Annotated in this window: 9 protein-coding genes; 5 read left to right on the top strand and 4 right to left on the bottom strand. The window is 51.0% G+C overall.

Annotation, left to right across the window (positions count from 1 at the left end):
* Positions 1-84 precede the first annotated feature (84 nt).
* From ACO0LG_RS03725 to ACO0LG_RS03705, 5 genes are all read left to right on the top strand, one after another.
* Entirely contained in the window at positions 85-786 is a 702-nt protein-coding gene (locus ACO0LG_RS03725) for a FadR/GntR family transcriptional regulator (protein WP_423023459.1), read from the top strand.
* A 254-nt stretch (positions 787-1,040) separates the two neighbouring features.
* The gene (locus ACO0LG_RS03720) at positions 1,041-3,734 is read left to right on the top strand and encodes a TonB-dependent receptor (protein ID WP_423023457.1); all 2,694 of its coding nucleotides are present in this window, start codon (positions 1,041-1,043) and stop codon (positions 3,732-3,734) included.
* An 81-nt stretch (positions 3,735-3,815) separates the two neighbouring features.
* Positions 3,816-4,640 (top strand): rhamnogalacturonan acetylesterase, encoded by an 825-nt coding sequence (locus tag ACO0LG_RS03715; RefSeq protein WP_423023455.1) that lies wholly within the window; start codon positions 3,816-3,818, stop codon positions 4,638-4,640.
* Positions 4,637-7,363 carry a pectinesterase family protein gene (locus ACO0LG_RS03710; RefSeq protein ID WP_423023453.1) on the top strand — a complete coding sequence of 909 codons (2,727 nt, stop codon included), beginning with the start codon at positions 4,637-4,639 and terminating at the stop codon, positions 7,361-7,363. The genes ACO0LG_RS03715 and ACO0LG_RS03710 overlap by 4 nt, the downstream gene beginning before the upstream one ends.
* 32 nt (positions 7,364-7,395) lie before the next feature.
* The gene (locus ACO0LG_RS03705; RefSeq protein WP_423023451.1) at positions 7,396-9,279 is read left to right on the top strand and encodes a glycoside hydrolase family 28 protein; all 1,884 of its coding nucleotides are present in this window, start codon (positions 7,396-7,398) and stop codon (positions 9,277-9,279) included.
* A gap of 239 nt (positions 9,280-9,518) precedes the next feature.
* Here the strand turns inward: ACO0LG_RS03705 and ACO0LG_RS03700 are convergent, their stop codons facing one another.
* The 4 genes from ACO0LG_RS03700 to kdgD all read right to left on the bottom strand — a co-directional run bounded on the left by ACO0LG_RS03700 (position 9,519) and on the right by kdgD (position 14,648).
* Positions 9,519-10,421: an SMP-30/gluconolactonase/LRE family protein gene (locus tag ACO0LG_RS03700; protein ID WP_423023449.1), complete on the bottom strand. Its 903-nt coding sequence runs from the start codon at positions 10,419-10,421 to the stop codon at positions 9,519-9,521.
* A 200-nt stretch (positions 10,422-10,621) separates the two neighbouring features.
* Positions 10,622-11,995: an MFS transporter gene (locus ACO0LG_RS03695; protein WP_423023447.1), complete on the bottom strand. Its 1,374-nt coding sequence runs from the start codon at positions 11,993-11,995 to the stop codon at positions 10,622-10,624.
* Positions 11,996-12,134: 139 nt separating this feature from the next.
* Positions 12,135-13,712 carry an aldehyde dehydrogenase (NADP(+)) gene (locus ACO0LG_RS03690; protein ID WP_423023445.1) on the bottom strand — a complete coding sequence of 526 codons (1,578 nt, stop codon included), beginning with the start codon at positions 13,710-13,712 and terminating at the stop codon, positions 12,135-12,137.
* A gap of 24 nt (positions 13,713-13,736) precedes the next feature.
* Positions 13,737-14,648 (bottom strand): 5-dehydro-4-deoxyglucarate dehydratase, encoded by a 912-nt coding sequence (gene kdgD / locus ACO0LG_RS03685; RefSeq protein ID WP_423023443.1) that lies wholly within the window; start codon positions 14,646-14,648, stop codon positions 13,737-13,739.
* Positions 14,649-14,728 lie beyond the last annotated feature (80 nt).

Below are 14,728 nucleotides of genomic sequence, written 5' to 3'. Positions count from 1 at the left end.
CCACATTGCATATTTGGTCTGACCACATTAGAATGGTCTGACCGGATTGCTTTTATTCAGCATTTCTATGAGTAGCAAATCATCATGATGAAAAAAAATAGTTCACAGAACGAGGGGGTGCAACATGAGCCCCGCCTGTACAGAGTGGTGGCTGACAGAATCCAGGCCCTGATCACTGAAGAGAACATTGCTGCTGGTGAACGCTTGCCTTCCGAGCGTGATCTGGCAACCAAACTCAGTGTCAGTCGCGCATCTTTGCGTGAGGCACTGATTGCGCTGGAGCTGGGTGGTGTGATTGAGGTGCGTGGTGGTTCTGGCGTGTATGTCAGTGAACTGCCAAAGGCGCAGGCAGATGTGCCTGAAGCAGGGCCAGGGCCATTCGAGGTGTTGTCCGCCCGCCGTTTGATAGAAGCAGAAGTAGCAGCAATTGCAGCAAGAGTGGCAACTGATTCGGCGGTAGATGAAATCTTGAAAGCTGTATTGGAAATGGAAAAGCACCATGCCAATTATTCCAGTAATGAAAACGCGGACAGGAACTTTCATCTGGCCATCGCCAGGGCAACAGGGAATAGTGCACTGGTGGGTACTGTCGAATATCTGTGGAATCAACGCGGTCGTTTGTGGCACAAATTGAAGGAGCATTTCCAGACAGAAGACTTGCGCCAGCAAACGCTGACCGATCATAGACATATTTTGGAGGCGATTGCTTCCCATGATCCTGCAGCAGCGCGCAAAGCGATGCGGGCGCATCTTGAACGTGTAACCAGGACTTTCTCACGCGGCTAAGCAATCAGGCAGTCGAGCATCTGAATAGCCAGGTGAGTGAACAGACAAGCGGATAAGTCACAAAGCAAAGAATACATTTGCGACTGTATCGGCAGTAACCGGATTTGATATTTTTGACCGGCTGTGACCCCGGTGGGGCTTTTGCGCCCATCTTCGTCACAGTGGCATAGAGTACGCGAGGTGCTCCAACTAGCGTTCCATACCCGACGAGGCGTGGTCGCGAGAATTCTATTAAAACAGGAGGAGACTGAACGATGAAACACGATAAGAAATTCCAAAGACCTATGTTTGTATTGTCGTCTATCGCGCTGGCAGTATTGGCGGTAGCTAATCAGGCACAGGCACAAGAGGTACAAAGGGTGGAAGTAACAGGTTCATCCATCAAGCGTCTGGCATCAGAAGCATCATTACCCGTTACCATGGTGACTGGTGAAGAGCTGGAAAAACGTGGTATGACTACACTGGCAGATTTGATGATGTCCTTGCCAGAATCGAGCTCACTGGCACCATCCAATGCCGGTTCTGGAACTAACATCAATCTGCGTGGTCTGGGCGTCAACCGCACCCTGGTCTTGCTGAATGGCCGCCGCCTGGCCAATGAGGCGATTGCCGATGGTTATGCCAATCTCGATGTCATTCCTATGAGTGCTATCGCCAGGGTAGAAATCCTGCGTGACGGTGCATCTTCCATTTATGGTTCCGATGCTATCGGTGGCGTGGTCAACTTCATTACCAAGCGCACGGTGGTCGGTAATTCCGTTTCTGCACAATATGTCAAACCGCAGAAATCTGGCGGTGGTGATGAACAGCGCGTGAGTGCCACAGTGGGTGTTGGCGATTTGCAAAAAGATGGCTGGAATTTGTACGGCACAGTAGATGCGCATCGCCGCACCCGCTTGCTGGCTTCTGACCGCGCCGAATTGAGTACCACAGAAATGCTGACTAGCATAGGCCGTGCGCCAGCATTGGGCAGTGGTGGTTATGCCATGCCAGCCAACTTCACGACAGCGACTAATAAAACTGCTGCCAATCCTTATTATGCAACTGGTTGCCAGGGCCCATACACCATACAAGGTGCAAAAAATACTTGTATCCTGAACGCGGCTTACTACGGCACAGCATTGTATGGTAACGAGCAGGTCACCTTCTATGCCAAGGGTACGAAGAAATTCAGTGATGACCATACGCTGACCATTGATTACATGCGTGGCCAGGAATACATACTCGGCACCAAAAACCCGACCACCAGCCTGACAGCGAATGGCGTTGCTGCCTTGTTGCCTTCTACCAGCAAATGGTATCCAGGTAATGCTGGCGGCGTACCTGCAGTCGCCGGTTTGAAAGGAGAGCCACTGACTGTTACCTGGAGTGTGGCAGACCTGGCAGAAGCCACTACCAAAGACGTACAAGTCAACCAGCGTGTCAGCGTCAATGATGAGGGCCGTTTTGGTAACTGGGATTACAAGGCTGGTTTTGTTTATGGACACAGCCAGCGTGATAATTATTACGAAACAGGATATGTTAACGGCCCTGGCCTGTTGACTGGTATCTCCAGCGGCACACTGAATCCTTTCGGTTTGCAAGATGCGGCAGGTAAGGCTTACCTCGCTAGTATCTCGGTTGACGGCGCATTGAATCGTCATTCCATCAGTACCTTCACAGGCATCGACCTGACTGCTTCTACCGAATTGACTACACTTGCAGGCGGGCCATTGACACTGGCGTTGGGTGCAGACGTACATAGAGATACAACAGAAGATACCAAGACAGATATCACCTCTGTGGTTACTTACGCGGCTTCTGGCCCATCGCATGGCCAAGGCGCACGCAATGTCGCGGCACTTTATGCTGAAATGGAAATTCCTGTCACCAAGGAATTGAATTTCAACCTGGCCGTACGCGACGATCATTTCAGTGATTTTGGAAATACGATTAACCCCAAGGCCAGCTTTCGCTATCAACCCATGAAGTCCTTGATGTTCCGTGGTTCTGCAAATACGGGCTTCCGCGCACCAACACTGTTTGACCGCTATGGCTATCGCGTAGCAGGTGCCAATACCACCACTGCTGCAAAATGGGACGATCCTTTGCAATGCCCGGGTGGCACTCCTGGTGTCGCAGGTACCGGCAAAGCATTGCCTGGCCTGGTCGCGTCAGCAGTATGCAATGTCGCCCTGCCACGCCAAACCGGTAGTAACGCTGACCTGAAACCAGAAACATCCAAAGGCTTTACGCTGGGTATTGCTGCCGAGCCACTGCAAAACCTGACGGTATCTGCTGATTACTGGCATATAGAAATGAAAGACATGCTGGCCAATTTGCCTGAGCAAGTCTACTTCCTGAACCCAACCAAGTATGCTGATCTGTTTGTCCGTAATGCCGATGGTTCACTGGCGTATATCAAAAACATCACGATGAACCTGGGTGGTCAAAAAGCTTCCGGTATTGACGTTGCCCTGGCCTATTCCATTCCTAAAACAGCCTTGGGTAATTTTAAGTTTGAATTGAATGGTACTTACCTGACGCAATTTGATAACCAACTGGAAAAAGACAGCGCTTACGTTTCGAACGTGGGCCGTTTTGGTGTAGCCAGCAATGGTACGACCAGCAGCTTGCCTATCATCACTTTCCGCTGGAAACATACACTGACCATGGCCTGGAATTCTGGTAACTGGAGTTCTCAACTGACGCAAAACTATAATACTGGTTACCATGACCAGAATCTGATTGCGCCAGAATACTTTAGGGACATCGAGCCGTATCAGGTATGGAATCTGACAGCAAGCTACCGTGGTTTCAAGAACCTGACTTTGTCAGCCGGTATAACGAACTTGCTCGATGCCAAACCACCTATCACCAATCATAGTGGTTATACCTACGGCTATCTGAGTAGTGCAGCCAGCCCGATAGGCCGTGCATTTAATGCGCGTCTGACTTATAACTTTTAAGTAGTGACTTGGTGATATAGTCATTTGACATAGACAGGGTTTGCTCGCAGACCCTGTTTTTTTAAGCATTTAGAAAATTCCATGAAACTTATACTCCGCACTATCGCCATGTCTGCGATCAGCGCATTGGTGCTGTGTGCTTGCACCCAGACCCGGCTGGCTGAATTGCCAAGTCCTGCATTGTCCATCAAGCCAACGCGCATCATTCTTGTAGGCGACTCTACCATGGCACCAAAAAGTGGTTATGGTGATGCCTTGTGCGCGCGCATCAAGCCTGATGTGACTTGCCTGAATCTGGCAAAAGGCGGGCGCAGCTCTGGCAGTTACCGTGCCGAAGGCTCGTGGGATGTAGTACAAAAACTCATGGCAAGCAATGCACAGTTTAGCCAGACACTGGTATTGATACAATTCGGCCACAATGACCAGCCCGGTAAGCCTGGGCGCTCGACTGACCTGACGACAGAATATCCCGTCAATATGGCCAGTTATGTGGATGACTTGCAGGCAGCCGGCGCGCAAGCCGTACTTGTGACACCGCTGACCAGACGCAGCTTCAAAGGCACGCAATTGCAAAACGACTTGCGGCCATGGGCAGATGCCAGCATGAAAGTGGCCGCGAACAAGCATGTACCCATGATAGATTTGAACGCCATCAGCTATAGCTCAGTGCAAGCCATGGGCGAGGCTGAAGCCGATACGCTGGCAATGGCACCACCGCCTGCGGCTTTGCCAGCGACGACTGGTGATCTGGCAAAGACTGAAAGAGCAGGCGCAGCAAAATCTGCCTTTGACCGTACGCATCTGGGCAGCAAAGGTGCGGCGCATTTCTCAGCCATGGTGCTGAAAGAATTGCTGCTGGTAGTTCCTGATTTGCAAGCGCATGTGAATGCAGAGAATAAAAAATGAGCAAGCGAAAAAATTTCTCCACAATCCCCATCGCAGTGACAGCAATTGTCGCATCAGGCTTGTTGTTCCTCAGCCCAGCGTTTGCGCAAGACAGCCGGCAGGTCAAAGAACCACAAACACCAGCTACCTGCAGTGTGCTGGCGGCGCAACTGGAGAATGGTAAACAAGATGTCGTATCTGGCCGTGCGCCGGACACGCAGATCTTGCAAGCGGCGATAGATGCGTGTCGCCCCGGACAGGCAGTTCGCTTGCGCAGCCGTAATGGCAAAGCCGCATTTTTGTCTGGAGCCCTGCAATTGCGCAGCGGCGTTTCCTTATTGCTTGATGCTGGTGTGACTTTATATGCATCTACCCACCCCCTGGACTATGATCGTGGCGCTGGCACTTGTGGCATCAATGATGACAAGGGCAAAGGCTGTAAGCCTTTTATCACGGTCGAACGTGCCAAAGGTAGCGGCATTTATGGTGAAGGTGTCATTGATGGACAAGGCGGTGAACGTATCACAGGCAAGGAAGAAAGCTGGTGGCAAATTGCGCGGCGTGCCCAGAAAGAAAACAATCGCCAGAATGTGCCCAGGCTGATAGAAGTCACGCAATCGAATGACTTCATCCTGCATAATATTACATTACGAAATTCGCCGAATTTCCATGTCACCCTGAACCAGGTCGATGGCTTTACTGCCTGGGGTGTACGCATCGATACCCCTGCCAATGCCAGGAATACTGATGGTATAGATCCAATTTCTTCACGCAATATTACTATCGCCAACAGCTACATCCGCACGGGCGACGACAATATCGCCATCAAGGCGGGTAATAACGGTCCGACTGAAAATATCACCATACGCAATAACCATTTTTATTCCGGCCATGGCATGTCCATAGGCAGTGAAACCAACGGTGGTGTCAGCAATGTGCTGGTAGAAAATCTCAGCATGGATGGCACGACTTCAGGCTTGCGCATCAAGAGCGATGTTTCGCGTGGTGGTCTGGTGAAAAATATCAGCTATCGTTATGTATGCATACGCAATGTCAAGGCGCCAATAGATTTTGATACCCATTACGGAAAAACTGCCACAGGGAATCTGGTACCACAATATAAAAATATCTCTCTTGAACATGTGCAGTCACTGACTCCTGGCAAGATCATTTTGCAAGGCTATGACGCAGGCCATCCCATAGGCCTGAAAATGCAGGATGTCAGTCTCGCAGATAAAAGTAGTAGCCAGTTTGAGCATGTACAACTGGAGGGCAGTGATAAAGTTGTCTTCAATGCAGTTGCTGCTCATCCCCAACAATGTGAGCAAGTTTTTATCGCATATCCTGACACGAGCGCTGTGTGGGACAATAGCAAACGCCCGCAACTCAATGCGCAAACAGCCAAAGACTTTGCTTATACTGAAGTATTGAAATATGCAGGTTGGCCCGGCAAGGAACAAGTCGCGCCCTGGGACCCTCTGTCTGAACCTATCGCCGCCGACTCGCAATTGACACCTGACTATGTCGTCGATGCCAATGCCAGTCCAGATGGTGTGAAGGTATTCAGGCAAGTGCAGGCAGCTATCAATCAGGCTATTACCGATATTGACAAGACGACGCCTGGCAAGCAGCGTATCCACATCTTCATCAAACCCGGCACTTACCGTGAGCTGGTGTATGTACCTGAGACCGTCATTCCCATTACCCTGTATGGTAGCGATGCCGCCACTACCCGCATCAGTGCCAACCTGGATGCGGCGACTACCGGCAGTATTTATACCACGCAATTTTCTGCACAGTTTATTGGCGTCCACAGCAGCATCGCAGCCATGTACAACAGCCTCAAAGACAGGCCAGCACTGGGCACTTTTGGCACCGCAGTATTGTGGGTCAAGAGCCCCGGATTCCAGGCAAGAAACCTGACCGTAGAAAATGCCTACAACAAGGATCAGGGTAATGCCAGGGCAGATTGCCAGCCAGGTAATTGTCCTGATGAAAACGGCATTTATGCGCGCAGCCAGATGGTCCATCACCAGGCACTTGCTGTCATGCTTGACGGCGCAGACAAGAGTCATTTTGACGCTGTGCGCATGCTAGGTTTTCAGGATACCTTGTATATGAAGTCAGGCAAGGATGGCCAGACTGCCAGGAATTTTTTCCAGCACTCTTACATAGAAGGAGATGTGGATTTTATTTTTGGTGATGCAACAGCCTTTTTTTTTGATACCGAAATCAGGACCCTGGGTGACCGCAACTCAGCCTATGTCGGCGCTCCCAGTACCAATGTAAAGACACGCTATGGTTTTGTGTTTGATCGTTGCCGCTTCACTCACGATGGCAGTAGCAATTCCCTCGCAGGCAAATTCAGCCTAGCCCGCCAGTGGTTCTCTAACGAGCGCTGCACACCCTATGCGCCAGTGCCCATTCCCGGATATGACTGCCAGATAGGTGAAGTAGATGTATTCAATTCTCCAATAGGCACCATCAGGAGACAGACGCTGGAAACGGTAGGCAAGATGGTCGTCATGAATTCTGTTATCGGTGCACATATCAATAAAAAGCAGCCTTGGTCAGACTGGAACAAGAAGGGCACCTTACCTTATCGTCCTGCACAATTCACCAGCGATGATTACTGGGCGAATTTACTGGCTTCAAAAATCGATCCGGTAAAGCAGATGGGATATGACGGACCTTTTTCACCTGTCCGTATCTTCCTGGCTGAATTTAATAATACTGAAGAGTGAGCCTGTCACGGCAATAGCACAAGAGAGACGAGATGAAGCAAGAAAAAAAACCACGAGCAGGCCAAGCGACGCGCCGCAGCTTTATGAAAAAAATATCGCTGACAGGATTGTCTGCCACAGCTGGCAGCGCACTACCTATAGGCCATGCACTTGCGGCAACAATGATAGAAGACCCGTGGCAAAAAGCACGGGACATCGTTGACCGTCTCTCCAAACCCTTGAAGTTCCGTGCTGCTGATTACCGCATCACCGATTTTGGCGCGGTCACTTGTGAATTGAAAAAAGTCAAAGCCTGGATATCTTTTGAAGAGCAGGATAATTTATCTACACCTGACGCAAATTCCAGGGATATTTATCCTGCCATGACACAGGCCATCAAAGCTTGTCATGAAGCCGGCGGTGGCCGTGTGATCATCCCTGCGGGTAACTGGTATTGCGCAGGCCCCATCGTCTTGCTGTCAAATGTGAATGTGCATCTGCAAAAAGGCGCGCATATCTATTTCAGCAATAATCCTGAAGACTATGCCAAATACGGTAGTTTTGATTGCGGTGAAAATGGCAAGCTGGTGATTTCCCGTTGGCAGAGTAATGATTGCCTGAATTTTTCACCCATGGTGTATGCCTATGGTCAAGACAATATCGCCCTGACTGGTGATGACTGGACCAGCATACTCGATGGCCAGGGCGGTGTCCCCTTTGATGATAATGGTGATTGCTGGTGGACCTGGAAGGGCAAGCAAAAAACGATCAATTCTGTGGGGCAAAACATCTCACCCAATTACAAGCATGGCAAGCGCTCAGAAAATACCGCGAATGACTTGAACGCCACCAGCCTGGAAAAAATCGCACCACAGCTGGATGAAAAACAAAGACTGCGCATACAGGGCGATAATGATAAATGGCGGGCCGATGCCAATTACCTGCCATCCCTTTCTGAAGCCGGTGTGCCCGTAGGCAAGCGTATCTTTGGCATGGGCCATAATCTGCGTCCACCGATGATACAGTTCATCAGTTGCACGAATGTCTTGATGCAGGGTTACCAGGTCAACCATACCCCATTCTGGCAACACCACCCTGTGCATTGCCGTAATGTCGTGATACGCAATGTCCTGGCGAAGAGCCATGGCCCCAATAGCGATGGCTTTGATCCTGAAGCTTGTGATCATGTGCTGGTTGAATCCTGCACCTTTGATTCAGGTGATGACTGCATCGCCATCAAGGCAGGCAAGAACCTGGATACCCAATATGGGCCTTCGCAAAATATCGTTATCCAGAATTGCACCATGCAAAGTGGTCATGGTGCGGTAACACTGGGCAGCGAAATGGCGGGCGGCATACAGAATGTCTATGCGCAAAATCTCTTGTTCGAGAATATCAACTGGGCCACGAATCCACTGAATACGGCGATACGTCTGAAGACGAATATGAACCGTGGCGGTTACCTGAAGAATTTCTTTGTACGCAATATCACGATACCAAATGGTGTACAGACCAGTCCGTCTTTCTACACATCTTTACCTGGCTCACCGATACAGTCAAAAACTGTGGCCACCGCTGCTGGCGCTGTAATTACTTTTGATTGCGATTACGCACCTGTCAGTGACAATGTCAGAACCAGGCCACCGGTGGTGACGAATGTGCATATCTCGAATGTCAACGTGGGCAATGTCACGACCAAGAATGGAAAATTCTCCTGCTTCCAGGCCATCGTCATCCTTGGCCCGGTCGCATCGGATTATAACGGTGACGACAAGAATCCCATGATTTTCCCCGTCACCAATGTGACCATCAGTGACTGCCAGTTTGGTACGCCAGTGAATGCCGCCAGCCCGCTCTATCTGTACAACGTCAAAGGCCTGGAATTGAAGAATGTGCAGATAGGCGACACGCTGCACAATAGCCAGCTCTCCGCATAAAAAAATGCGCATAAGAGATTAGTGGCGTGTAACAGTGAAATCGAGAGTGAAGGACATGTGCCCGGCGCATCAGGGCAAGGCGCAAAGCATAGCGATAGCGGGGCTATCGCGAGTATTTGCAACGCAGCCATGATCGTCGCGCACATGGCAGGCACGCCGATTTCTACTGTTACAGTTCACTAGCTCTTATGCGCCTAAGTACTGCTGCGCTTTCAGGAATCAGGAATTAGTTTGTGAAATTAACTGGAAAATCTTGTTTCTGGTACACCTGCCACACCCGGCCTGACTAGCACAAGGCTGCCCGCCCATTGATCATGTTCTGCCTTGCCAGCGCCGATAGAGCTCACCAGTAAAGTACTCATGTCTGGCCCGCCAAAAGTGCACATGGCGGGCTTATTCATGGGCAGTGCGATTGTTCTGTCGAGCTTGCCTGCAGGTGTGAAACGTAACACGCAGGCACCATCGTTGCCACATATCCAGTAGCAGCCATCGACATCCATGGCAGCACCGTCAGGTCGGCCAGCCATGGGTTTCATGTCAGCAAAGACACGTCTGTTGTGTGGCATGCCTTCTTCTACATCGTAATCAAATGCCCAGATGGTCTGGCTGGCAGGATGGGAGTCGGACAAATACATGGTTTTACCATCAGGTGACCATGCCAGGCCATTCTGGGTCAACAGATTGCTGACCACAGGTGCCGACAAGCCTTGCTCCTGGGTATAGCGATACAGATTGCCGACAGCTTTTGCAGCAGCCATGTCCATGAACATGGTACCACTCCAGAAACGCCCCTGGCGGTCGCAGCGCCCGTCGTTGAAGCGCATGCCTGTCCCGGTCTTCGCCAGTTCTGCTGGCGCTGCCAGATGTGTTTGCAGGGCATGTGCGCCGTTACCCAGACACAGGTTAAAAATACCGCTCTCCATACCCGCAATAAAATCACCATCCTGTTTCAGGGCTATGCAGGCCGCCATTTCTGTGGTCAGCCACGACCTCAGTTGGCCGTTCCTGGCATCCAGTTTCCAAATGGTTTTCGCCGGTATATCAACCCAATACCAGGCCGCCTGCTCCGCATGCCACAAAGGGCTTTCACCGACGATGCAGTTCACGGCTGGTATCGATTCTATGTGTGAAAATTGAGTCATCTGGATTAAAAAATTTGGTTGATTTTAACTTGTGCAAAATTGTCCCAGCAAGGTCATCGCTTTAGGAAACATCTCTGGCAAGAGATGTTCATTTCGTTGGCAGACAACATGTTGTCTGAACCCCCAACTCCACCATAGCGACGAAGACAGTACTTTAATACGGCTAGGCGCTACAACGCAGCTGGGCGGTTTTGCGCAAGTTAAAGGTCTGTAATTTCTTTATGGGTAGGCACCAGGGCCTTCATCATGCCCCATGCCAGCAGGTAGGCCACCGCACAGAAAGTAAACATGATGGTGTAACCAGTCTGGATATGACCCAGCTGGCCGTAATAATCAAACAGCCACCCGCCCGTTTTTGAAACCAGCACACCACCCAGGCCACCTGCCATACCGCCTATGCCAACGATGGATGCCACTGATTTTTTCGGGAACATATCAGACACGGTAGTGAATATATTCGCAGACCAGGCCTGGTGGGCAGAAGTGCCTATACCGATCAGCAATACCGGCACCCAAAAGCCGAGATAGCCAAATGGCTGTGCCAGTAAGACTACCAGAGGGAACAAGGCGATCACCAGCATGGCCTTCATGCGGCCGTTGTAGGCACTGTCGCCACGGCGCATGAAATAACTGGGGAACCAGCCACCGCCTATGCTGCCTATCATGGTCATGCTATACAAGACGGCCAGTGGCAGGACGATTTCAGTCTTTTGCATCTTATACTGCGCTTCCAGGTATTTGGGCAGCCAGAACAAGAAGAACCACCACACGCCATCCGTCATGAACTTGCCAATGACAAATGCCCAGGTTTGTTTGTACGACAGCAGTTTTAACCATGATACTTTTTTGCCTGCATCATCAGTACTTGCTGTCGTCTGTGTTGTTTGCGTATCACTGCTATTGATGTAAGCGAGTTCTGCTGCTGACAGGTATTTTTGCTGTTCAGGTTTGTCATAGAACATGTTCCAGAAAATCATCCAGACAAAACCTATTGCACCAATGATGATGAAGGCAGCTTGCCAACCCCATTGCGCGGCAATCAAAGGTACAGTCAAAGGAGCCAGGATCGCACCGATGTTGGCTCCAGAATTAAAAATGCCAGTGGCGAAGGAACGCTCATGTTTGGGGAAATACTCTGCGGTGGCCTTTATCGCTGCCGGGAAGTTACCGGCTTCACCAATTGCCAGCACAGCGCGTGAAATCATGAAGCCTGCGACAGACACAGGAATTGCAGCGATGCCCAGAGCAGTCAATGCACTGACCATGCCTTCGCCCAGCATGATGGAATAGGCATGCATGACCGCGCCGACTGACCACACTGCGATGGCGATCAGGTAAGCTTTCTTGGTACCTATCTTGTCGATGAAACGGCCAGCCAGCAACATGGAAATGGCATACACAAACTGGAAAACCGCCGTGATATTGGCGTAGTCAGTATTGGTCCAGCCAAATTCCCTGGATAAATCGGGGGCTAATAAGCTGAGTACCTGGCGATCCAGGTAATTAACCGTAGTGGCAAAAAATAGCAGGGCACAAATAGTCCACCGGTATTTACCTATAGTTTGCTGGCTCATGCGAGCGTCTCCTGATTATAATTTTTATCGCCATGCCTGCACCTCTTTTGTGTGCTGTGTACATGTGCTTATTTTGCAGAACAGCCCGGGCATGCCCGGGCCATTCCAACTATCCAGCTTTTCAAGTCTTCAACTTTCGTTAAGCGAGAGTCAATTTTCCATCCATGATACGTGCAAGTTGCAGGGGATTGCTATCCTGCAGTGCCGTTGGCAATAAATCTGCCGGGAAGCCTTGGTAACAAACCGGGCGCAAGAAACGTTCAATCGCTGCGGCACCAACTGAAGTGCTGCGGCTATCCGAGGTTGCCGGGAAAGGGCCGCCATGTACCATCGCATGCGCCACTTCTACACCGGTAGGAAAGCCATTGAACAAGATGCGGCCAGCTTTTCTTTCCAGCACTGGCAGTAGCTTTCTGGCTTGTGCATGATCGTCAGCTACGGCATGCACTGTTGCTGTCAGTTGCCCTTCCAGTGATGAGGCCACTGCGATTACTTCATCAAAGTCCTTGCACAAGATGGCGATGGAAGAGGGGCCAAAAATTTCTTCCTGCAAGGCTGGTGTATTCAGGAAAGTAGTACCTGAACACACAGACAACATTGCTTGTGCTGCGCATGGGGACTCTGCCTGCTGGCCCTTGGCCACCAGTTGCAATTGCGCTATGTCAGCGAGATGTGTGGTGCCTTTGACATAGGCCTGGTGTATGCCAGGTGTCAGCATGGTCGCTGCATGCTTGTCTTCCAATGCCCTGGCGGCATCTTGCAAGAACTGACGTGCTACCGCACTTTCTATGGCGATCACCAGACCAGGGTTGGTGCAGAATTGGCCAGCACCCAATGCCAATGAATCAACAAAGTTTTTCGCCAGTGTCGTGGTTTGTGCAGTCAGTGCATGGTCCAGTAAAAATACCGGATTGATACTGCTCATCTCTGCGTAGACCGGGATAGGTTCTTTTCTCAGGCTGGCAGTTTTCACTAGTGCCAGACCGCCAGAACGTGAACCTGTGAAGCCCACTGCCTTGATGGACGGATGATCAACCAGTTGCTGTCCGACCTGGCTACCGGCACCTACCAGCATGGAAAATACACCTTCATGCAAGGCGCAATCTGCCACTGCTCTTTGTATGACACGGCCAACCAGTTCGGCTGTACCCAGATGGGCATTGTGTGCCTTGACGATGACCGGGCAACCAGCAGCCAGGGCAGATGCGGTATCGCCACCAGCGACAGAAAACGCCAGCGGGAAATTACTTGCACCAAACACAGCAACCGGGCCCAGGGCGATGTTTTGCAAGCGCAAATCCGGACGTGGTGGTGCGCGTTCTGGCAGGGCGCTATCTATAGTCGCATCCAGCCAGTTTCCATCGCGTACTACCTTGGCAAACAGGCGCAATTGATTGACGGTACGGCCACGTTCACCTTCGAGGCGGGCGACGGGCAAGCCGGTTTCCTGTGCTGCACGTTCTATCAGTACGGGGCCCAGATCCATGATGCCTGTGGCTATCGCTTCAAGGAAACGTGCCCGCAGTTCCAGGCTGGTGGTGCGGTAGCTGTCAAACGCCTGTTCAGCCAGCAGGCAAGCCTGCTCAACTTCATCTTTTGTGGCGAAGCCAAAGACAGGCTCGATTTCCTGATTGGTGGATGGGTCTATGGCTTTGACATTACCTGCCAAACCAAAAACCACTTTTTTACCGATCAGCATTTGCCCGGTGATTTGCATTCTGTACTCCCTTTGCTTCTGAATTTATTGTGGACCTTGCGCCAAAATCAATTTGTGCAACATGGCATCTTCTTCCTCTGTCAGGTCGGTCAGCGGTGCGCGGACCGGGCCGGCGCTATGGCCAACCAGACGTGCACCTGCTTTGACGATACTTACTGCATAACCAGCTTTGCGGTTACGGATTTCGAGGTAAGGCAGGAAGAACTGGTCAAGCAGGCGATTCGATGTGGCATGGTCATCTGCTGCAATGGCGTGGTAAAAGTCCATCGCCAGTTTTGGTACGAAGTTGAATACGGCGGAAGAATAAACCGGTGTACCCAGTGCCTTATAAGCTGCTGCATAGACTTCAGCAGTAGGCAGGCCACCGAGGTAACTGAAACGGTCACCCATACGACGCCAGATTGATACCATCAATTCAATATCGCCTATGCCGTCCTTGAAGCCGATCAGGTTAGGGCAGCGCGCTGCCAGTTTTTCCAAAGAATCAGCGGTCAGGCGGGAATTGCCACGGTTGTACACCACAACGCCAAATTTAACCGAAGCGCAGACTTCTTCTACGTGACGGATCAGGCCGTCCTGGCTGGCTTCAGTCAGGTAATGTGGCAACAACAAGATGCCGTGTGCGCCCAGGCGCTCTGCTTCCTGTGCATAGGCAATCGCCTGGCGGGTAGGACCACCGGCACCAGCGAGGATAGGCACCTTGCCACGGCAAGTGTCTACCGCAGTCTTGATGATGTCGGAATATTCACTGCCAGTCAGCGAGAAAAATTCACCCGTGCCACCTGCCGCAAACAAGGCACTGGCACCATAGGGCGCCAGCCATTCGAGACGCTCTGCATAAGTCTTGGCATTGAAGTCGCCAGCCGCGTCAAAGTCAGTCAAAGGAAAAGACAGCAGGCCAGAGGACAGGATTTGTTTTAGTTCTTGAGGATGCATGGTAGCTCCGGAAATGGAAACCTGGAATGCGTCGTGGCCAGGTTTGATCGTGTTTTAAAAAAGTAAGTGCTAAGTAATTG

The organism is Undibacterium sp. Ji42W (assembly GCF_049340405.1).
Classification (GTDB): Bacteria; Pseudomonadota; Gammaproteobacteria; order Burkholderiales; family Burkholderiaceae_D; genus Undibacterium.
The sequence above is the reverse complement of the archived record's forward strand: the minus strand, read 5'-3'. Positions and strand labels throughout refer to the sequence as shown.